Origin of the sequence: Acinetobacter sp. BY419, assembly GCF_019038395.1 — a bacterium.
Lineage (GTDB): Bacteria > Pseudomonadota > Gammaproteobacteria > Pseudomonadales > Moraxellaceae > Acinetobacter.
In genome coordinates, this window is the sequence record NZ_JAGFXZ010000003.1 from 48,736 (window position 1) to 68,155 (window position 19,420).

Sequence of the window (19,420 nt, forward strand, 5' to 3'; positions counted from 1 at the left end):
CTGATACATTAAAAATGAAATTATAAAAATTGAAATGGTAAGTATAATGAAAACAAAAAGTCCTCTCCTGAAAATTATAGTCGGCTGTGCAGGCTTAGGCTCTGCCTTTTTGCTCGCATCTCCTGCTATTTCCCGGAAATGCAAGAATCAGAATTGTGATATTGCTGCAAAGACACCCGGAACTCTACTCGCTATAGAGGAACAAAGTACTGATTTATTTCCCCATGCTGCTCAACGATTTTTAATCACCTATCGCAGCCGTGGCATACAGTCAGAACCCATCGTAGTTTCCGGATTTGTTTTATTGCCACAAGGCAAACCACCTAGAGGTGGCTGGCCTGTTCTGGCTTGGGCACATGGTACTACCGGTGTGGCAGATACCTGTGCACCTTCCGGTGATTATGTCGGTGGGCCCGTACATGCCTATCAAGAGCTTGCATCCAAACCACTTGATGCCTGGCTTGCTCTAGGCTACGCAGTAGTTGCCACAGATTATCAGGGCTTAGGCACACCCGGGAAACATCCCTATATGAATGCACAGAGCCAATTGCATACTGTGGTTGACTCGGTAAGAGCACTCCATTTTTTAAAGCCTTATCAGTTTAATAAGAAATGGTATGTCATGGGACACAGTCAGGGAGGTGCTGCTGCCCTCATGGTCGCTGCGCATGGGCAAAAAGACGCGCCTGAGTTAAAGTTACGTGGAGCAATGGTAGTTGCCCCAGGAGGATATCAATATGAGGGAATTGCTAAATATGCAGCAACACACCCTCAAATTGAAAAAAGTGTGGTTGCATTTCTTCCTATCGTTCTTTTGGGTGCCGAAGCGGCAGATCCTGGCCTGGATATTATGAATTTAGTTAGTGATGAAATGGCTCAAATTGTTAATTATGCACGTAATCATGGTTTATCGGAATTACAAGCCGATGTCAAAGAAGCACCTCAGACAGTTTTCAAAACCAATGCAGATCTTACACCTTTATTAGAGTACTCAAAAAAACAATCCATCGAAAATATGATACCTACTGTCCCTGTAATGATGATTCAGGGTGATAAAGACCAGATTGTAGATTATCAAGGTACACATGCCTATTATCAGCTGATGTGTACAAAGCAAAAGCCGATTGCATTTAAAACTGTTGAAGGTGCAGATCATCATGGCTCTTTAAGGCAAAGTGAGTTTATGGTGGAAGGCTTTATAAACTCAGTCGAACAAGGAAAATTTGTGAGTACGTGTGATCCAAAATAGTTGTATATTTTTGGTCATTCTATATTCATGATAATTGTATGAGAGGTGTAGTCTGTGAGTCAGACCGCACCTCCGCAACTGCTTTAGCTGCTAAGCAGTAATGGACATTAAAAACCTGAGAACTCATCTGTATTTAAGCTAAAGCCTAGCTTTCCACCAGTCGACTGACTTTGATCAATCCAATCTTCATTTCTTGGCAAACGTGACCCTAAAGCAGCCGCTACAACTGTTGATAAAGCTTGAGCGAGCTTCTTGTCTTTTTCCTTTTGGTAGTGAATCGTCTCAACTCTATGAGTTTGGTGAGTTGAACGAGCGAAAGCTTTAAGCACCTGCTGTAGCAAATAAACTGGCTAGCTTTTACATTTAATCATTAACAGCTCAAATATTTTAATTCTCACATTTATATGAATAGTCCTTTAAATGATGGCTATTCTATAAATATGATAAATGATTTTAATCCATATTCTTCCTTCCTCTTAAAATCAAGTTTACGATTTCGAATTGTTTTGAGCTCATCATTTTTATACCTTAATTCTTTAGCAAATAATAATTAGAATGAAAGAGGTTATTTATGTGCTCGAACTATGATTTCCCCTCAAAAAAACGTCTTTCCTTATTAGAGATTCACGAAAAACAACACAAACTGGAAATGAAAACGCATGTTTATCCTTTAGCGCCTGCTCCCATCATTATGCGCGGTGCATACGAGTTTGAGCTGGATATTGCACGCTTCGGACTAATCCCAGCCTGGGCAAAAGAATTAAAATATGGCCGGCATACCTACAATGCGCGGACTGAAACAGTGGCATCTAAACCGAGTTTTCGGCATGCATGGAAAAACAACCAGTTTGCTTTAGTGCCCGTCGACACATTCTATGAGCCTAAATATATAGAGGGAAAACCGCACTGGTTTGGTATTTCACGTGTAGATGGCAATCCTTTTACCATTGCAGCGATTTATGATGATGCGCTCATTGAGGGTGAGAAAATCCGATCATTTTCGATGCTTACCATAAATTCAGATCAGCACCCATTTATGAACCAGTTTCATGATCCGAATGACGAAAAACGCTCGATTATTGTGATTCCTGAAGAATCACGCCATGACTGGTTACACTGCGACCATGAACAAGCTCATGAGTTTTTCTTTGAAATGAAAGATGAATTTATAGCAAAGCCTAGAGAGCAAGGTTTATCAAGACACTAAAAAGCCCTAAACCAAGTTAGGGCTTCGTCAATATGAAAAAACTATTTTTGCTCTCTCAAAGGATTTTCCGGTTCTGCATTGGGTTTTTTCTCTAGCTTTACATGCTTATAAGATGCCTGATTACCTTTATCGTCATTCGATTCTTTTTGCGGATTCGATTCTTTTTGCGGATTCGATTCTTTTTGCGGATTCGATTCTTGCTCTGGCTTATTTGTCATATGTATCTCCTTGATTGATCTCTTAAGAAATAAATATGACATCTGGTTGTAAACATCAATGTTATTTATGTTTCATATTCACTTTTTAGAGAGATTCACTCTGCTGAAAGTGCCCCCCACGACACTTGAAATCTAAATGATCAAATGAGTAGCGCCCACTAATTAGACAGCAGAGTATGGGAATATGAACTTAGCTGCGCATCGATTAAAAGAAAGTATCTGCCGATACATTAAAGCGTTCAGACAAAGCCTTGATGTGACGAATATTCAGCTGACGTTTGCCATTCAATATTTCTGAAATTACCGATTGTGTCGCGACCTCTGACAAGTCCGCTTGACTAAGCCCATGTTGCTCCATCAAGAAGGCCAAGGCAGTTCGTCCATCACCTTCTGGCATGGGTAGATGTTCATGCTCATAAGCCGAGACCAAGTCACCCAACTGATGAATAAGCCCCATTAAAGGATGTGATTCATCATCGCCGACAATATCCAAAAGCTCATCTAAAGCTTCAGTCAGTGTATTAAAGTCGTCTTCATTTTCCGGCTTGCTGAGCAATGGTGCAACATAACGCCAGTGATCAACGGCCTGTTTAATCATTGCATTCATACTAACCTTCCTTCCAATGACCTTTATCATATTCATGGTGAGACAAGACATGGCGAATATAAACGCGTTTTGCCTGATACATCACCACAGCAATCAGCCGAATCTTGTTTCCACCGATATCGAATACATGAAACTTTCCAACTTTATCTACGGCGGGAAAGAGTCTCTTCATTTCAGCAAAATCTTTAGGATGATTGGCCTTTATTAGTCGATACCAACCATCTAATGCCGTTTCAGCCTGTGGCCACTTTTGAGTTGCTTCAAGAATTCGTGCGTGAGTGATCACATGCATATATTTTATCGCATTTTGCTATATTTCTAGTATAAAGAAATTATCGCATTTTGCAATATATTATTATCCGACTATTTCAATTCTAATGTTCTAAAAAGTTATCGCCATGTAATCGTATTTAAATAATTCTCTCATATAGTATGTATTGTGATCAGTTTTGCCTAGATCCAGTCGAGTACATTCATCATTCTGGATTTTTATAATGAAAATTTCATCAGCCAAGAAAAACCCCGCCAACTAATGATTGAACGGGGGACGGCTTTCTACTAATACCTCTGTTGACTTGGAGCATTATTCAATATTTCTCAAGCAATCACGACTCTCTTTCTTTGACCTCATCATAGTCACAGGTGGAATTAATTTCAGTCGCCCCATGAAGGCCAAATAAACAAAATATAAATTGCATCATGTTTTTCTCCTGAGTATAAAAAGCTCGACCCTGGATCGAGCTTTATTGCTTTAAATAAATATGGAATGACTCAATACATAATGATTGGATCAGCTCAGCGAGCTCGGACAGCTTTAGTTCTTAGCTCTGTTTAGTACTGAAGTCATATTGAAGCCTTTAGGGCTAAGTAGTCCGTACAGGATCTTCAGTTGTAGTCGTCTGGTCTTTTTTACAATGATTACTTTTGCAATGATCGCTGCTCATCATCTGACACATTTTTTCTTTGCAAGATTTAAAACAACAACCGACCATCACGCCCATGCCAAATGCGCATATACATCTCATCATAGTTTTGCCCTGTCTTTTAGTGAAAAGAGATATATAAATAACATCTATTCATGTATCTCTCTTGAGAGAATTTTCAGGCTTTATGTTGTGAATGAAAACTTATGTGAAAAGAGCATGGAAAAAATACAATCAGTAAAGAACAAATAAAATTTAGGATGAAAATAAAAAGCCTGTTCAACTCTCCCAAATTGAACAGGCCTTGTAATGTGCTGATTTTAAATTATATTCATTGAGTTTTTAGAATGACGCCAAGATATCACTCGCCAGGTAGTCAGTCTGTGTAGGATATATAGATTCAATGTTTCCAAATGTGAAACATTCATTACTTTCGTTAATTAAATGACTTTATTTTAGGCAAAAAAATATTTGAATGGCAATTCAGATTAATAAATAATCATATTTCAAAGATAAATAACTCAGACAATCCATAAAACAGCATGATTCAAAATTTTAGGAGAAACTTCCTTATTTTATTAAACTATCTCACGCTATAATTTTTAACATCCCATAAAGTTTGTAGATGTCTGCTTTCTTTTTCGCTAATTCTCTCTATAATTTTTCATATGAGGAATAACAATATTTTGGCACCATGAAAAATCGCATACTGATTACTTTACTGATGAGTCTCGCAATAAGCGGCTGCCAAAAACAGCAAGCAGAGAGCTCAGCAGAGCCTGACGCAAATATTAAAGCACAGTTTGAACAGTCAGATAATCAACTCAGTGCTTATCTGGACAAATTAGACTCTTCAACAATTAGTTTAGAAGAAAGAGTGAGTATCCTGTGTGAACAATATCCTAAAGAATATAAAAATAAATATATGCCTGCTCTAATGCAACTTTCACCCGAGGAATATACAGAAAAAGATCTACTCACAGATCTAGACAATGCCTTGAATTTCTACAAGCAAAAAGCCAGTATCCAGTGTTGATATGGTCAGTGTAATAGAGCAATAAATACATAAAAAACCGCCTGAATCAGGCGGTTTTTTATGAAGAGCGTTTATCTTAGACAGAGTTAACGCTGCAGTATTCACTCATCTTGTTGATTTTGTGAATTCTGTTGTTGCGGGTTACTTTTTTGCTGTGGCTGTTGTTGCTGTTGTTGGCCTTGCTGGTTTTGTTGCTGATTGCGCTGCGGCTGCTGTTGTTGCTGCTGATCGCGCTGTTGCTGATTGCTTTGACCCTGCGGCTGTTGTTGCTGCTGGTTGGGTTGTTGCTGATTTGGGTTTTGCTGGTTGTTTTGTTGACGCTGCTGTTCTTGATTGCGTTGTTGATTTTGCTGTTGTTGGTTCTGTTGGTCTTGCTGTTGATTATTAACCATGGTGTTATTCCTTACTATTTGCTTTAAATTAAAAGCCGATAGGTTTCGACTTAATGTCCACTCTACGCATTTTTCAGATTTAGCCAACCTTTAACCTGTTACAGATTAATTCAATGTAAATAATAGTAAGCTAAGTACTTGAAGTAGAGATTAATGCGCAACATAAATTACTTTATATAATGCAACAGAAACATAATGAAAAACTTTATGTTTCAAAAATTATTATCCATTAAAAGGAATAACTTAAGTCATTTTTCATATATATAAAAAATTAAAATATATTAATGAATATAATCAAATATAATCTATATTATTGATTTAAATCAATATATATATAAATTAATCAGAATCTTTTATAAATTTTTAGAGATTGGATTTAATGTTAAAAATCCAGTTGTTTTAGAATATCCCTAAATAATATTCAATACGATACTTAACGTTAGTTCACTAATAACAGGTAAACCGTTTCGATTTTATCTTGACTTTAATTAAAGTATCAGGTGCTTTTAGGTAAATATTAATTTAGATAAAATCATTATTTTTAATTATATTTATTAACTTATTTATAAATAATAAGCCTCTTTAAAAGAGGCTTATTAAATTCATATTTAATTAGATATTGACGACTTTAACAATAATGGTTTGGGTATCTTCCTGTTCTTCAGCCAGATGCAAACGTTTAAGCTCTTTGCTTTTTACTTTGAACTGTAAATTCTGATAAGAAATCGTGCTTGGTATCTGATCAAAATATTGACCATCAGCATCAATTTCTTCCTGAAATAATGTTGTACCCAATTGGTAGTCAAGACTTTTTAAGACTACATATTTTACTGTGGTTTTCATTCCAACACCCTACTTTCACTAAGCACTTTATTTTTATTTTTACCACTGTTCAGCTTGAGAAGAAACCTCTATTTTCAAAAATAGCCCAAGCTTTAATCACTCAGATTAAAGCGATCCAATCAATATGAAATTACACTAATCTATGAAAAAAATTTAACTTTCATAAAAATATAAATATACTGGGAGTTGATCGACAGAAAAAATCTGTCTAAATTGATCTAGAATCACTCTCACAAAGAAAATATAGAGACTATGATAAAGACCTGCTGTAACTTACTCGAAGAGAAAAACATAAAAATTGCCTTTATCGAAAGCGCAAGCTCGGGATATCTGAGTAGCCAGTTCTCCATTTGCAAAGGAGAAGGTGCCGAAATTCTGATTGGTGGTTTGATCTGCTACGATGTAAGTGTAAAGACTTCAGTATTGGGCATTTCAAAGACTTTGATCAATAGCCATACTGCGGAATCTATGCCGGTAACTGTTGCTCTGGCAGAGGCAGGTAAAAAAATGTTCCGTGATGCTGACTGGATTATTGCCTGTACAGGTTTGCTTAAACCGGGTGGTAGTGCGACACCAGAGAAACCGGAAGGGACTTTTTTTGTGGCAATTAATGATGGTACTCAAGTTCATCAGTTTCAGTATTACCTCAAAGGCTCGCCGTTTGAACGTCTCAACAAACTGTCAGCCGCAGTGGCACATGACATGATCAATCTGCTGAACAACAGTTAAGCTTTCAAAGTTACTGTTTAGCCTGAGTAAACTTCATTATTTCTACTGTATTTTAAGATAGAGTGGCGTGATCAGTTGCCAATCTATTTTTTTGAGGGTGGAATGACCATGAATATTAAAACCGCACTGCTTCTGCTCCCTCTTAGCTTGCCCGGTCTGGCTTTTGCTACGGTGGGTGGCCCACAAAATATTGAAGTCTTAGGCTATGAAGTTAAAGAACAAAAACTTTATATCCTGCGTCATTACCTCGATGGTCGTGGACGCTTGCCTCAACTGTATTATTATAATTTTAAATCTAAAACGCCGAATCAACTGATTCAGGTCAACTCCTTATATATCAACCCTAAAACCAATCGCATCGATTATGATCAAGAAAGCCGCAAGTTTGATCAGGACATCGCCAAAATCAAAAAACGTTTGATTCCACTGGGCTCTATTCAAAGTTCCAAGCCGCAACTTAAGGTGTTAAAGACAATCAAAGATAGCGCACCGGCCTGGCATGATCCGAATGAAAAAGTGCCCAAATGGACCTATCAATATCAAGTGAAATTTGGCTCACAAAAAAGTCCGCTTCAGCAAGCAGTCAGTTATCAACAAGGCTTAAAAATCAGTCAGGCCTATAAAGTTCCGAGACACAATAAAACCCTGGTGACGGTGAAGTATCTGGGTATTCCTTTTGAAACCGGTTATAGCATTGAAGATCCGGTCCTGTTAAGTCGATAAAAAAAAAGCCGATTAAAAAAGGTCTCGATTGAGACCTTTTTTATATTCACAACTTTACCGGATTAAGCCGCTGTAGAACGCTGGGCAATCGGTACCACTTTACGTAGTTCAGGACCAGTATAATCCGCACTTGGACGGATAATACGGTTATCTGCGCGTTGTTCCATCACATGTGCTGCCCATCCTGTCACACGCGACATGACAAAAATCGGGGTAAACAGTTGGGTTGGAATACCCATGAAATGATAAGCAGAGGCATGGAAGAAATCGGCATTACAGAATAGTTTCTTCTCACGCCACATCACTTCTTCACAGCGCACCGATACCGGATACAGCACGGTATCGCCTACATCTTTGGCCAAACGCTCAGACCAGACTTTAATAATGCCATTCCGTGGATCATTGTCCTTATAAATCGCATGACCGAAGCCCATGATTTTTTCTTTACGTTCCAACATACCCAACATTTCGCGTTCAGCTTCTTCAGGCGATGTCCAGTTTTCGATCATGTCCATTGCAGCTTCGTTGGCGCCACCATGTAGAGGCCCACGTAAAGACCCGATTGCACCGGTGATACAAGAATGCATATCGGACAGCGTTGATGCACAAACACGAGCCGTAAAGGTCGAAGCATTGAATTCATGTTCTGCATATAGAATCAAGGAGACATTCATCACCTGTTCATGCAGCTCATTTGGCTTTTCACCATGCAGCAGATGCAGGAACTGTGCACCAATCGAATCATCGTCAGTATTTTCTTCAATACGCACGCCGTCATGGCTATAGCGATACCAGTAACAGATAATTGCAGGTAGAGTCGCTAAAATACGGTCCGCGATATCCTGTTGCTGCTCAAAAGATTGCTCAGTTTCAAGATTGCCGAGCATGGAAACGCCAGTACGCATCACATCCATCGGATGAGAATCGGCAGGAATACGCTCCAGCACTTCTTTTAATGCCTGAGGTAAAGTGCGTAAAGATTTCAGTTTGGCTTTGTAGGCAACTAACTGCTCTGAAGTAGGCAATTCTCCAAAGAAAATCAGATAAGCGACTTCTTCAAACTGGCAATGTTCTGCCAGATCCTGCACGTCATAACCGCGATAGGTCAGACCTGCGCCACTTTTACCAACTGTTGAGAGTGAGGTTTTACCTGCCACTTGTCCACGCAATCCTGCGCCGGTGAGTACTTTTCCTTCAGCCATTTTTTTAATTCTCCTGTTTAAACAGTTTATCTAATGTGTCTTCGAAGCTGTGATAATCTAAAAATTCATAGAGTTCTTTGCGTTGCTGCATGAGATCCAGCACATTCACCTGAGTCCCGTGTTCGCGAACCGAACGCATCACTTCAAGGGCTGCTTTTTGCATAGCACGTGTCGCTGACAATGGATATAGCACCATGCCAATGCCCTGCTCCGCCAGTTCATCAACCGTATAATAAGGTGTATCACCAAATTCGGTAATATTCGCCAGAACTGGCACACCTACCGCATCGCAAACTGTACGGTACATAGTGATATCGGTCATCGCCTCAGCAAAAATTGCATCCGCGCCAGCTTCAACACAGGCACAAGCACGGTCGATCACCGCTTGCAGACCTTCTTTTTGTAGCGCATCGGTACGTGCCATCACCACGAAGTTTGAATCGGTTTTCGCATCTACAGCGGCTTTAATACGATCAACCATTTCCTGCTGCGATACGATTTCTTTATTTGGACGATGACCACAACGCTTTTGTGCCACCTGGTCTTCAATATGAACTGCAGCGACTCCTGCTGCTGTCATCTGTTTTATCGTGCGGGCAATGTTTAATGCCCCGCCCCAACCGGTATCGATATCAACCAATAAGGGTGTATCAACACGTTCTGTGATCCTGCGTACATCTTCAAGAACATTATCCAGACTGGTCATACCCAGGTCAGGCAAACCATAAGAATAGTTCGCGACACCTGCACCTGATAAATAAATGGCTTTATAACCGACTTGTTTGGCCATCATGGCAGCATAGGCATTTACCGTACCCATAATTTGCAATGGTTTCTCGACTTCAAGTGCTTGTCTAAATCTTAGACCTGCAGACATTTGTTCTGTCATCTTCCTTTTCCACAGTCTTGGCTATAATTATTGAATTTCGAGTATACTCATTTGGCTTGCTCATTCCATAACCCGATAGAACAAATACTCTAAAACTTTAGTCAAATTTTTAAGTTTTGCTTTACCTAATCCGGCAAATACTGCACTTATGCGGTGCGATTATGAAATATCTACATATATTTGCTATGATGGCGCTTCAATCTTTATTGACATGTTGATGTATTATCTCCTATGCAAGACCTCGCACTAGAACCGCTCGCCAAAGACCTGCCGCAGACCAAACGTGGCCATGAGCGCTGTATTGCACTGCTGAACAGTGCAACCGAGCTGTTTCTGGAACGTGGTTATGATGCTGTTTCTCTCGATGATATCGTTCAGCATGCTGGTGGTTCCAAAGCTTCCATTTATAAGTATTTTGGCAATAAAGAAGGCTTGTTTAAGGCCATCTGTGATTATCGTCGTATCAAGTTTTTCGAAGATATCAGTATTCCAATCGAACTGAGGGCACTGGATTTTCGTAGTTATTTGGTACACACGCTGCTCAATTTTTATCACCAGATCATGCAACCTGAAAATTCGGCCTTTATGCGTCTAGTCCTGGAACAGAGTCAGCGTAATCCAGAGCTCGCCCAGCATATTCACGAGCGTGGCCCGGTGCATGTGCAAAGTGCCATTGCAACGGCTTTAGAACAGGCCAATGCCCAAGGTTTATTGCATTGCGAGAATCCACAATATTCGGCCCAGCTATATTTTGGTATTTTGCGTAATCTGGAATGGCGCATCCTGATGGGAATTCCGGTACAGGAAGATGATCAGGAAATCGACAAATACATTAATTATTGTGTGGATCGCTTTTTAGACGGTCATCAAAAAGTCTAGTTTTTTTGCATTTTTCATTGCTTATAGTATATTAACCGATTCCGTATTTTTCTTAAACTAACCAACAACTGATTGTTGATCGAGTTTTTCGGCAATTATTGTGGAGTAACGAATGGCTCTCCGTCACTTTCTCACCTTACGCGATTTATCAACTTTAGAACTTAACCAGATTTTACAACGCGCAATAGAGCTTAAGCGCAAACAGCATAACAATGAAGTGTTCCAACCATTTGTTGGTAAAGTGATGGGCATGATTTTTGAGAAATCCAGTACCCGTACGCGTGTTTCGTTTGAAGCTGGCATGAGCCAGTTTGGTGGTAGCGCAATTTTCCTGTCTTCACGCGATACCCAGTTAGGTCGTGGTGAACCGATTGAAGATTCTGCACGCGTGATTTCAAGCATGCTGGATATCGTGATGATCCGTACTTTTGGTCATGATATCGTGGAACGTTTTGCATCTTACTCAAAAGTTCCGGTCATTAATGCTTTAACAGATGATCACCACCCTTGTCAGTTACTTGCTGACATGCAGACCTATGTAGAGCAACGTGGCTCAATCGAAGGTAAAACTGTTGCCTGGATTGGTGATGGCAACAATATGTGTAATTCTTATATTGAGGCTGCGCATATGTGGGGCTTTAATCTTAAAATTGCAGCGCCAAAGGGCTATGAGCCACAGGAAAGATTCCTGTCTGAATTTGCGCATTGTGTGGAACTGGTCCCTTCTGCTGAAGATGCAGCCGTGAATGCTGACCTGATCGTCACTGACGTGTGGGCAAGCATGGGCCAGGAAGAAGAACAGAAAATCCGTGAAAAAGCATTTGCAGATTATCAGGTAAACGAACGCCTGATGGATCTTGCGCATCCGGATTGTTTATTCATGCACTGTTTGCCTGCACATCGTGGAGAAGAAATTTCAGAAAATCTGCTTGACCATAAAAATGCCGTGGTTTGGGATGAAGCTGAAAATCGCCTGCACGCGCAAAAGGCCCTGGTTGAATTTCTGCTCAACGAAAACCTGAAAAAAGACTGATAATCTATAAAAAAGCACCTCCCTTGAGGTGCTTTTTTAATTTTCCACTTTTTAAAGATCATCCTTGAGATACGGGGCTTCTTTTGGAAGTTGCCAGCTGCAGAAGAAACATATAATCAGCATCACGGTCACATAGACAAAGAAACTGTTTTCTATTCCTGCTGCCTTAAACTGTAGTGCAATAGAGGGTGCCGAGCCACCAAAGACAGCATTCCCGACCGCATAAGAAAAACCCACCCCAAGAGCACGCACATAAGGCGGAAATAGTTCCGCTTTTACAATCCCGCTAATTGAGGTATATAAACTTAGTATCATCATTAGAAAAATCAGTAGAAGAGCCACAATAAATGGAGAGCTGCTGAAAGCCCGCATACCTAATACCATGACGGGATAAATCGTAATAGCCATCAGACTGCTAAACAGTAACATTGAATTTCTTCGTCCGATACGGTCTGACAGCATGCCAAAAAATGGCTGTGCGATCATGAGAATAAAGATTGATGCTGTCATAATCAGCGCTACAGCTTTGGCATCAATTCCAATATTTGTCAGATAAGTTTTTGAGTAGACAGTGATCACGTAGAAACTCAAAGAACCTGCTGAAGTCAAACCAACGACCAGCAAAAAAGTTTTCCAGTGGTTTCTAAATAGCTCTTTAAGTGTTCCAGATTCCTGCTTTTCACTATCTTTATGCGATAAGGTTTCTTCAAGCCGACTACGTGCAAGTAAAGAAGCAAGTGCAGCTAAACCACCTATAACAAAAGGAATTCGCCAGCCTCCATCTTGTAACTGCTGTTCTGTCATAATATTCAAAAAAATTACGCCTAACAAACTTGCTAAGAGTTGACCACCCGTTAAGGTCACATATTGAAAAGAAGAAAAGAATCCACGCTGGCCCTTGAGGCCGAGTTCACTCATATAGGTTGCGACTGCGCCATATTCCCCGCCTACAGACAAACCCTGTAGCAGACGTACGAGTAATAAGAGAAATGGTGCTATCACTCCGACCACTGCATAGGTAGGTAAGGCTGCAAATAGGAAAGAACTCAATGCCATTAAACAGATTGAAATAATCATAGATTTCTTTCGGCCATACTTATCAGCAATACGCCCAAATAACCAACTACCAATTGGACGCATGAAAAAACTGGCTGCAAATACCCCCCAAACATAAATTGCCTGAACAGAACTGTCCAAGTCGGGGGCAGTTAAGGCATGGGTAAAATACACTGCAAATACAGCATAAATATAGAAATCAAACCATTCGACCAGGTTCCCGGATGCCGCTCCCACGATACCTTTGATTCGTCCAATTTTTTCTTGTCTTGTATAAGTTGGGTTCAAAATATGACATCCTTATTTTAATTATTTGGATTAAAACTTTATAGGTGGTCGGAATACCTCTCCCTACACGCTCTTTCTTAAGAGGATTTGTCCAATCAAGAGTTATTACTTTTTATTGTAAATAAGTTACTCTAAATATAATCTTTGCAAAATTTTCAGACAAAATAATAAGTGTAATTTTTGATAAGTTTTTTGAAGCTAAACTATGAGAATTTTAATACTCATAGGGGAATATTGTTATTGAAACTTATCGCTTAGGTATTCGCTATGAAATTACAGTTGTGTGTTGATTCTATTCATGTCATGTTTCTATTTTCCCCATAAAACTAACGTAATTTCTGTGATTTATATGAAATATTATATTAAGCTACTCGGCATTTTAGGATTCGGTCTCAGTATCTTGGCTACAAATGTAAATGCTTCCGAATTTGACCAATATCTTCAAGAAAAAAATATTCTCGACAGCAAATTTAAAATTCAGAAAAAAGCTGAACTGAATGAGTTGCTCACAGTGCTCAGTGCAGAAGATTCCAGAACTTTACCTTTGCAGATCGATCAGAATACGATTATTGAACAATTACAGTTAAGTGCTAATAAAACCACGCTAAAAGGTATGATCACTACGCCCGATTTCAGCCAATTTGAAAAAGACCTGGGTCGTAAAGAAGTGATGACAGTAATTCGAAATAATCTTTTGAATAATTGTGAAATTTTCTTTGAACATCGCTACCAGATAGAAAACCCATACAAGGTCGAGCTAAATCTGAGCTCGCCAACACAAACCTATAAAACTGATATTTCCCAAAAAGATTGCAAATTGAAATAGTCTAAATACATAAGAAATCGGGTGTGATGCTATTACAGAGTTTTAAAAAAGGTAGCTATAGCTACCTTTTTTTGATGAATGTCGCTCTTATACCCTGTTAGCGCACCAGGCCTTGCGGCTGCAAAATAATAATCAGTGCGCCCAGGATGACCACCATCCCGCCCAGTAAATCCCAACGTGACAACGTCACTTGATCAACGAAGCGCAACCACATCAGTGCCGAAAAGATATAGATCCCGCCATAAGCGGCATAGATCCGTCCTGAAGCAGCCGGATGTAAGGTGAGTAACCAGACGAAAGCCGCCAAAGCCAGAACTGTCGGAATCCACAACCAGTGACTTTTTCCCTGATTTAAAATCAGGTATGGGAAATAACAGCCTAAAATTTCCATCAATGCCGTGACCAAAAACAGGCAAAAAGTGGTGAGCAACTTGGTAATTTGAATATCCATGATTTATCTTTTATATGAATGAGTATGCTTGTTTAAACAACACGATTACATGAAAAAACCCGTGCAAGCACGGGTTTTATTTTTTTATATAGATTAAGCTGGTTCAGCCGTCTGGTCTTCAAAGACTTCAAGTTTTAAGCCAACCGCTTTACCATTTTCTTTTTTCACCGATACTGAAACGTTACCACCATTTTCAGCCAGTTCTCCAAACAGGATCATTTCTGCCAATGGTTTTTTCAGGTGCTCCTGAATCAGACGCTGCATTGGGCGTGCACCCATTAAACGGTCATAGCCATGCTCGGACATCCATTCACGCGCACTCTGATCCACTTCCAGCATGACTTTTTTGTCATCCAGTTGTGCCTGAAGTTCGGTCAGGAATTTATCCACCACGTTTTCAATGATGCTGCTTGGCAATGCTTTGAACTGAATTACACCATCGAGACGGTTACGGAATTCTGGAGAGAAAGCTTTCTTCATCGCTTCCTGGTTATCATTGCTATTGTCCTGTTCCATAAAGCCAATGCTGACACGTGAAATACTTTCAGCGCCAATATTGGTGGTGAGAACCAGTACCACGTTACGGAAATCAGATTTACGTCCGTTATTATCAGTCAATGAACCATGATCCATAATCTGTAATAACAGGTTAAAGACATCCGGATGGGCTTTTTCGATCTCATCGAGCAACAGCACACAGTGCGGATTTTTGTGGATCGCATCGGTGAGCAAACCACCCTGATCAAAACCGACATAACCTGGAGGGGCACCAATCAGACGAGACACCGCGTGGCGTTCCATGTACTCGGACATATCGAAACGAACCAGCTCCACACCCATCTGTTTAGCGAGCTGCTTGGTCACTTCCGTTTTACCGACACCCGTTGGGCCAGCAAAAACAAAACTGCCCACAGGTTTATCTGGAGATTTCAAACCGGCACGTGACAATTTAATCGCCGATGCCAAGGCTTCAATAGCTTCATCCTGACCAAAAACCACACGTTTCAGATCACGCTCAAGATTTTCCAGCACACTCCTGTCATCTTTAGAGACAGTTTTCGGCGGAATACGGGCAATCTTGGAGACGATGTCTTCAATATTTTCCACAGTAATCAAACTGTCATCTTGTTCAGCTTTCAGGCGGCGCTGCGCACCGGCTTCATCAATAACGTCAATCGCTTTATCTGGCAAGAAACGGTCATTGATAAATTTCGCAGAAAGCTCTACTGCAGACACCAAAGCTTGATCGTCATATTGCACATGATGGAAATCTTCAAACTTCGATTTTAGTCCACGTAAGATATCAATTGTTTCAGAAATAGATGGCTCATTCACATCAATTTTCTGGAAACGGCGTGATAAAGCATGATCTTTCTCAAATACCTGACGGTATTCCTGGAAAGTGGTTGAACCAATGCAACGTAAAGTACCATTCGCCAACGCCGGCTTGATCAGATTTGATGCATCCATGGTACTACCCATACTGGAGCCTGCACCAATAATCATGTGAATTTCATCAATAAATAGCACCGCTTCAGGTTTCTTTTTCAGGGCATTTAAAAGCTGTTTCAAGCGTTTTTCAAAGTCACCACGGTATTTTGTTCCTGCAACCAACGCTCCAATATCCAAGCTGAAAATTTCAGCATTTTCCAATGGTTTTGGTGCTTTACCATTTACGATTAACCAGGCCAGACCTTCAGCAATTGAGGTCTTACCAACACCTGGATCACCTACAAGCAGCGGGTTGTTCTTACGACGGCGGCAAAGAATTTGCGCGGCACGCTCAATTTCTTTTTCACGACCAATCAGCGGATCAGTCTTGCCCTTTTGCGCTTCAATATTCAGGTTGGTCGTATAAAGTTCAAGTGGACCTGAACTTGCTGAAGATGCCGATTCACCATCGAGGTCTTCGATCTCTTCTTCAGATTGTACGTCTTCTTTACGCGTACCATGAGACAGGTACTGGGTCAGAGTCAGACGGTTAATTTGATGACGTTTTAGCAGATAGACTGCAAATGAGTCACGCTCAGAATACATGGCAACCAGAATATCGGCACCTTCTACAGTACGATCACCGCCACTTGATTGCACGTGAAAAATCGCGCGTTGCAAGATCCGGTCAAAGCTTTCTGTCGGGTGTGGTGCCTGATCACTATTTTCACCAAGTTTAGGGGTATGTTGTTCGACGTACTCTTCTAATTCCTTACGCAACACGATGATGTCCGCACCACATGCTTTGAGAGCATTCACGGCGGAATCATTGTCGAGTAAGGCTAACAATAAATGTTCTACGGTCAGGAACTCATGCCTCTTTTGACGAGCCATGCTGACAGCCAAACGTAGTGATACTTCTAATTGACGACTGAGCATGTAACCCCCTTAATCTTTAGGCTCTATTTGGCAAAGTAATGGATGACCTTGTGATCGAGCATAATTATTGACTTGGTTCGCTTTGGTCTCCGCAATGTCTCGAGGATAGACCCCAGCTACACCCTTTCCTTCATAATGTACAGTTAGCATTACTTGTGTAGCTTGGTCAAGATTCATTGCAAAGTATTGTTGTAAAATTTCAATTACAAACTCCATCGGCGTATAGTCGTCGTTCATTAAAACAACAGCATATAGCGGCGGGCGCTTCAGTTCGGGCGGTGCAGTCTGTACAGCCAAATCAGAATCACCCTCTTCAGAGGGTTCATTTGCTAAACGCGGGCTAATATGCCAATCAACAATTCCAGACTCAGAAAAAGAATTTTTGATATCACTTAAACACATTTGACGTTTATTGCTTGGCATAAGATTTATATTTCACACTTAATTTGCATTTGCTTCGGTTTTCGGAATTTCTGACAAAGAAGCAGACTGATTTTCTACTGCTTTGCCCTGTTCCCAGCTAAAACGACGAATCACAGGCTTGGCCCCGGTGAGACGCACTTCAATAAATTCTGGCGTAAAGCCTTTAGGCATGGTCCAGCGACCAGTCAAGCGCTCATAATTTTCAAAATTAAAGTTTTTGTCTTCCAGTGGTACCACCAGAATTTCAGTCCCTTTAATCAAGCGTAATTCCACACTGCCTGAGGCACGACTTTTACCTGGACTCACCTGAACCAGATCAATCTGATATTCAAAGGCATTTTCGGGTAAAGGCTTAATAGACAGGTTTTGAACTGCCAATGCCAAACCGCCACGCTGACGCAAGATCTCGCGATAAATAGTTCCTACACTTTCAGCCTGAACCTGTTCATCACGTGCCTTAATCATGGCCAGATACAGATCATTGGCATTACTGACGGCCAGATCACGCTCCTGAATTGCAGTATTCAAAGTCTTGTTCAATGTTTCCAGACTGGCTTTCTGAGTCTGTACTACATCGACCAGCTGCTCTGCATCTGCATCATAACCCGCCGCAGTCAAACCCTGACGATGTCCTACGGTATATCCAAGTACGCCACTACTTAAGATCAATACAGCCGCACCAATGACCAAGGGCGTATTGCCTTTCATAAATGATTTTTTTGCCCCGGGTTCCTGAGGAAGCGTCGTATTTGACTCGTTATTCAGCATTTTGATCTCTTGTTTGCTTTAATCAAGACACACATTTAAATCCAAATCTAAATGTGTGTGAAGCTCTAATACGTTTTTTATGGTAATAAACCAATATTATTTAAGCCAGCATCTTCAGCAAAACCAAACATCAGGTTCATGTTTTGTACGGCCTGACCTGCGGCACCTTTCACCAGATTGTCTTGTGCAACCAGTACAACCAGTTTCGTAGGCTGTGGCTTGTACAAGGCAATACGCAACTGGTTGGCGCCACGCACTGAACGAGTTTCAGGTGAACTGCCTGCCGGCATGACATCGACAAATGCTTCATTGGCATAGAACTGTTCATACAATGCCTGTAAATCTGCAGCTTGTCCTGTTTCGGTTAAATCGATGTAGATGGTCGACAACATACCACGAATCATTGGCACCAAATGCGGTACAAATAAAATATGATCAAAGACATTTTTTTGACCTGAAATATTTTCCAGTGCTTCGACAATTTCAGGGTGATGGCGATGGCCTGCTACACCATAAGCTTTAAAGTTATCGGCATTTTCAGAATAAATCATGCCCAGGCTGGCTTTACGCCCTGCACCTGATACACCAGATTTGGCATCGATAATAATGCTTTCAGGCTTCACTAATGCTTCAGCAGCTTTTAAAACTGGCGCCAGACCCAACTGAACTGTAGTTGGATAACAGCCCGGGTTCCCGATGACATTGGCTTTTTTAATTTCTTCACGATTCAATTCAGATAAACCGTAAACAGAATCTTTTAACAGTTCTGGACAAGCATGCTGCATGCCATACCATTTTTCAAACTGTTCAAGATCTTGTAAGCGGAAATCTGCAGCCAGATCGATTACTTTGGTATTTGCAGCCACAAGCTCTTCGGCATGTTTCATTGCGACACCGTGCGGAGTTGCAAAAAATACTACATCGCATGATTTCAATAAATCCAGACTTAAATCGGAAAATTTAAGATCGGTATGGCCGCGTAAGCTTGGGAACATGTCGTCGACACGACGCCCTGCTTCTGTACGTGATGTCAGTGCCTTCACTTGTACATTTGGGTGTCGCAGTAAAAGACGCAAAAGTTCAACGCCTGTATAACCTGTACCACCGACAATACCAACTGAAATCACGATCATTACCTCAAATATATGTTTCCTTTATGCTGCCTAGTATGACAGGAAGTTCAGGTTTTCTAAACCATTTCACTGGGGATTGCTGGTTTTTTAGTTGCAAGACTTTCTTAGATCAGCTTTGATTTTAAAATAACCGTATTGCTTAGGCTATTTTAAAAGGATAATCTTGCTATATTGA

General features: G+C 40.6%; 22 protein-coding genes. 8 read left to right on the forward strand and 14 right to left on the reverse strand.

Features of this window, described 5'->3' with window-relative positions; all coding sequences use genetic code 11:
* Window positions 1–46: 46 nt before the first annotated feature.
* The gene (locus KUG37_RS01870; protein ID WP_216934180.1) at window positions 47–1,249 is read left to right on the forward strand and encodes a S9 family peptidase; all 1,203 of its coding nucleotides are present in this window, start codon (window positions 47–49) and stop codon (window positions 1,247–1,249) included.
* A 107-nt stretch (window positions 1,250–1,356) separates the two neighbouring features.
* Here the strand turns inward: KUG37_RS01870 and KUG37_RS01875 are convergent, their stop codons facing one another.
* Window positions 1,357–1,590 carry a hypothetical protein gene (locus KUG37_RS01875; protein ID WP_216934182.1) on the reverse strand — a complete coding sequence of 78 codons (234 nt, stop codon included), beginning with the start codon at window positions 1,588–1,590 and terminating at the stop codon, window positions 1,357–1,359.
* Between the two features lie 230 nt (window positions 1,591–1,820).
* On the opposite strand from KUG37_RS01875, the gene KUG37_RS01880 reads away from it, so the two are divergent.
* Window positions 1,821–2,456, forward strand: a complete 636-nt coding sequence (locus KUG37_RS01880; protein ID WP_216934184.1) for an SOS response-associated peptidase — start codon at window positions 1,821–1,823, stop codon at window positions 2,454–2,456.
* Window positions 2,457–2,497: 41 nt separating this feature from the next.
* On the opposite strand, the gene KUG37_RS01885 is transcribed toward KUG37_RS01880, so the two are convergent.
* The 3 genes from KUG37_RS01885 to KUG37_RS01895 form a co-directional block, all read right to left on the reverse strand.
* Window positions 2,498–2,674, reverse strand: coding sequence for a hypothetical protein (locus tag KUG37_RS01885; protein WP_216940126.1), 177 nt, complete (start codon window positions 2,672–2,674; stop codon window positions 2,498–2,500).
* 205 nt (window positions 2,675–2,879) lie between these two features.
* On the reverse strand, window positions 2,880–3,281 hold the full coding sequence (locus KUG37_RS01890; protein WP_216934188.1) for a type II toxin-antitoxin system HigA family antitoxin: 402 nt from the start codon (window positions 3,279–3,281) through the stop codon (window positions 2,880–2,882).
* Window position 3,282: 1 nt separating this feature from the next.
* Window positions 3,283–3,573 carry a type II toxin-antitoxin system HigB family toxin gene (locus KUG37_RS01895; RefSeq protein WP_216934190.1) on the reverse strand — a complete coding sequence of 97 codons (291 nt, stop codon included), beginning with the start codon at window positions 3,571–3,573 and terminating at the stop codon, window positions 3,283–3,285.
* 1,325 nt (window positions 3,574–4,898) lie between these two features.
* Here KUG37_RS01895 and KUG37_RS01900 point away from each other — a divergent pair.
* Window positions 4,899–5,240 carry a hypothetical protein gene (locus KUG37_RS01900; protein ID WP_216934192.1) on the forward strand — a complete coding sequence of 114 codons (342 nt, stop codon included), beginning with the start codon at window positions 4,899–4,901 and terminating at the stop codon, window positions 5,238–5,240.
* Window positions 5,241–5,341: 101 nt separating this feature from the next.
* Here KUG37_RS01900 and KUG37_RS01905 read toward each other — a convergent pair whose 3' ends face one another.
* Both KUG37_RS01905 and KUG37_RS01910 read right to left on the reverse strand, forming a co-directional pair.
* Window positions 5,342–5,632, reverse strand: a complete 291-nt coding sequence (locus KUG37_RS01905; RefSeq protein WP_216934194.1) for a hypothetical protein — start codon at window positions 5,630–5,632, stop codon at window positions 5,342–5,344.
* A 612-nt stretch (window positions 5,633–6,244) separates the two neighbouring features.
* The gene (locus KUG37_RS01910; protein WP_216934196.1) at window positions 6,245–6,475 is read right to left on the reverse strand and encodes a hypothetical protein; all 231 of its coding nucleotides are present in this window, start codon (window positions 6,473–6,475) and stop codon (window positions 6,245–6,247) included.
* A 252-nt stretch (window positions 6,476–6,727) separates the two neighbouring features.
* Here KUG37_RS01910 and KUG37_RS01915 point away from each other — a divergent pair, with 252 nt between their 5' ends.
* The gene (locus KUG37_RS01915) at window positions 6,728–7,204 is read left to right on the forward strand and encodes a CinA family protein (protein WP_216934198.1); all 477 of its coding nucleotides are present in this window, start codon (window positions 6,728–6,730) and stop codon (window positions 7,202–7,204) included.
* Window positions 7,205–7,306: 102 nt separating this feature from the next.
* Window positions 7,307–7,927 carry an aminotransferase gene (locus KUG37_RS01920; RefSeq protein ID WP_216934200.1) on the forward strand — a complete coding sequence of 207 codons (621 nt, stop codon included), beginning with the start codon at window positions 7,307–7,309 and terminating at the stop codon, window positions 7,925–7,927.
* A gap of 62 nt (window positions 7,928–7,989) precedes the next feature.
* Here the strand turns inward: KUG37_RS01920 and prpC are convergent, their stop codons facing one another.
* Both prpC and prpB read right to left on the reverse strand, forming a co-directional pair.
* Window positions 7,990–9,129, reverse strand: a complete 1,140-nt coding sequence (gene prpC / locus KUG37_RS01925; protein ID WP_216934202.1) for a 2-methylcitrate synthase — start codon at window positions 9,127–9,129, stop codon at window positions 7,990–7,992.
* Between the two features lie 4 nt (window positions 9,130–9,133).
* Window positions 9,134–10,018, reverse strand: coding sequence for a methylisocitrate lyase (gene prpB, locus KUG37_RS01930; RefSeq protein ID WP_216934204.1), 885 nt, complete (start codon window positions 10,016–10,018; stop codon window positions 9,134–9,136).
* 231 nt (window positions 10,019–10,249) lie between these two features.
* Between prpB and KUG37_RS01935 the strand changes: the two genes are divergently transcribed.
* Both KUG37_RS01935 and argF read left to right on the forward strand, forming a co-directional pair.
* Window positions 10,250–10,897 (forward strand): TetR/AcrR family transcriptional regulator, encoded by a 648-nt coding sequence (locus KUG37_RS01935; protein ID WP_216934206.1) that lies wholly within the window; start codon window positions 10,250–10,252, stop codon window positions 10,895–10,897.
* 112 nt (window positions 10,898–11,009) lie between these two features.
* The gene (gene argF, locus KUG37_RS01940) at window positions 11,010–11,930 is read left to right on the forward strand and encodes an ornithine carbamoyltransferase (RefSeq protein WP_216934208.1); all 921 of its coding nucleotides are present in this window, start codon (window positions 11,010–11,012) and stop codon (window positions 11,928–11,930) included.
* Window positions 11,931–11,981: 51 nt separating this feature from the next.
* On the opposite strand, the gene KUG37_RS01945 is transcribed toward argF, so the two are convergent.
* Window positions 11,982–13,274, reverse strand: a complete 1,293-nt coding sequence (locus KUG37_RS01945) for an MFS transporter (protein ID WP_216934210.1) — start codon at window positions 13,272–13,274, stop codon at window positions 11,982–11,984.
* A gap of 349 nt (window positions 13,275–13,623) precedes the next feature.
* On the opposite strand from KUG37_RS01945, the gene KUG37_RS01950 reads away from it, so the two are divergent.
* Complete coding sequence (locus KUG37_RS01950) at window positions 13,624–14,100, forward strand: hypothetical protein (protein WP_254202566.1); 477 nt, start codon at window positions 13,624–13,626, stop codon at window positions 14,098–14,100.
* A 97-nt stretch (window positions 14,101–14,197) separates the two neighbouring features.
* On the opposite strand, the gene KUG37_RS01955 is transcribed toward KUG37_RS01950, so the two are convergent.
* The 5 genes from KUG37_RS01955 to argC form a co-directional block, all read right to left on the reverse strand.
* On the reverse strand, window positions 14,198–14,551 hold the full coding sequence (locus KUG37_RS01955) for a YnfA family protein (RefSeq protein WP_216934213.1): 354 nt from the start codon (window positions 14,549–14,551) through the stop codon (window positions 14,198–14,200).
* 93 nt (window positions 14,552–14,644) lie between these two features.
* Window positions 14,645–16,921 carry an ATP-dependent Clp protease ATP-binding subunit ClpA gene (clpA, locus tag KUG37_RS01960; RefSeq protein ID WP_216934214.1) on the reverse strand — a complete coding sequence of 759 codons (2,277 nt, stop codon included), beginning with the start codon at window positions 16,919–16,921 and terminating at the stop codon, window positions 14,645–14,647.
* 9 nt (window positions 16,922–16,930) lie between these two features.
* On the reverse strand, window positions 16,931–17,344 hold the full coding sequence (gene clpS, locus KUG37_RS01965) for an ATP-dependent Clp protease adapter ClpS (protein ID WP_216934216.1): 414 nt from the start codon (window positions 17,342–17,344) through the stop codon (window positions 16,931–16,933).
* Window positions 17,345–17,362: 18 nt separating this feature from the next.
* Window positions 17,363–18,112 (reverse strand): DUF6776 family protein, encoded by a 750-nt coding sequence (locus tag KUG37_RS01970; RefSeq protein WP_216934218.1) that lies wholly within the window; start codon window positions 18,110–18,112, stop codon window positions 17,363–17,365.
* Window positions 18,113–18,189: 77 nt separating this feature from the next.
* Entirely contained in the window at window positions 18,190–19,245 is a 1,056-nt protein-coding gene (gene argC / locus KUG37_RS01975; protein ID WP_216934220.1) for an N-acetyl-gamma-glutamyl-phosphate reductase, read from the reverse strand.
* Between the last annotated feature and the right edge of the window lie 175 nt (window positions 19,246–19,420).

Coding starts and splice junctions, on each gene's coding strand:
- KUG37_RS01915 (WP_216934198.1), top strand. CDS start 6,728: ATGATAAAGACCTGCTGTAACTTACTCGAAGAGAAAAACATAAAAATT.
- KUG37_RS01935 (WP_216934206.1), top strand. CDS start 10,250: ATGCAAGACCTCGCACTAGAACCGCTCGCCAAAGACCTGCCGCAGACC.
- KUG37_RS01905 (WP_216934194.1), bottom strand. CDS start 5,632: ATGGTTAATAATCAACAGCAAGACCAACAGAACCAACAACAGCAAAAT.
- KUG37_RS01890 (WP_216934188.1), bottom strand. CDS start 3,281: ATGAATGCAATGATTAAACAGGCCGTTGATCACTGGCGTTATGTTGCA.
- KUG37_RS01950 (WP_254202566.1), top strand. CDS start 13,624: ATGAAATATTATATTAAGCTACTCGGCATTTTAGGATTCGGTCTCAGT.
- KUG37_RS01920 (WP_216934200.1), top strand. CDS start 7,307: ATGACCATGAATATTAAAACCGCACTGCTTCTGCTCCCTCTTAGCTTG.
- clpA (WP_216934214.1), bottom strand. CDS start 16,921: ATGCTCAGTCGTCAATTAGAAGTATCACTACGTTTGGCTGTCAGCATG.
- clpS (WP_216934216.1), bottom strand. CDS start 17,344: ATGCCAAGCAATAAACGTCAAATGTGTTTAAGTGATATCAAAAATTCT.
- KUG37_RS01895 (WP_216934190.1), bottom strand. CDS start 3,573: ATGCATGTGATCACTCACGCACGAATTCTTGAAGCAACTCAAAAGTGG.
- KUG37_RS01970 (WP_216934218.1), bottom strand. CDS start 18,112: ATGCTGAATAACGAGTCAAATACGACGCTTCCTCAGGAACCCGGGGCA.
- argF (WP_216934208.1), top strand. CDS start 11,010: ATGGCTCTCCGTCACTTTCTCACCTTACGCGATTTATCAACTTTAGAA.
- KUG37_RS01885 (WP_216940126.1), bottom strand. CDS start 2,674: ATGACAAATAAGCCAGAGCAAGAATCGAATCCGCAAAAAGAATCGAAT.
- prpC (WP_216934202.1), bottom strand. CDS start 9,129: ATGGCTGAAGGAAAAGTACTCACCGGCGCAGGATTGCGTGGACAAGTG.
- KUG37_RS01880 (WP_216934184.1), top strand. CDS start 1,821: ATGTGCTCGAACTATGATTTCCCCTCAAAAAAACGTCTTTCCTTATTA.
- KUG37_RS01870 (WP_216934180.1), top strand. CDS start 47: ATGAAAACAAAAAGTCCTCTCCTGAAAATTATAGTCGGCTGTGCAGGC.
- KUG37_RS01910 (WP_216934196.1), bottom strand. CDS start 6,475: ATGAAAACCACAGTAAAATATGTAGTCTTAAAAAGTCTTGACTACCAA.
- argC (WP_216934220.1), bottom strand. CDS start 19,245: ATGATCGTGATTTCAGTTGGTATTGTCGGTGGTACAGGTTATACAGGC.
- KUG37_RS01900 (WP_216934192.1), top strand. CDS start 4,899: ATGAAAAATCGCATACTGATTACTTTACTGATGAGTCTCGCAATAAGC.
- KUG37_RS01955 (WP_216934213.1), bottom strand. CDS start 14,551: ATGGATATTCAAATTACCAAGTTGCTCACCACTTTTTGCCTGTTTTTG.
- prpB (WP_216934204.1), bottom strand. CDS start 10,018: ATGACAGAACAAATGTCTGCAGGTCTAAGATTTAGACAAGCACTTGAA.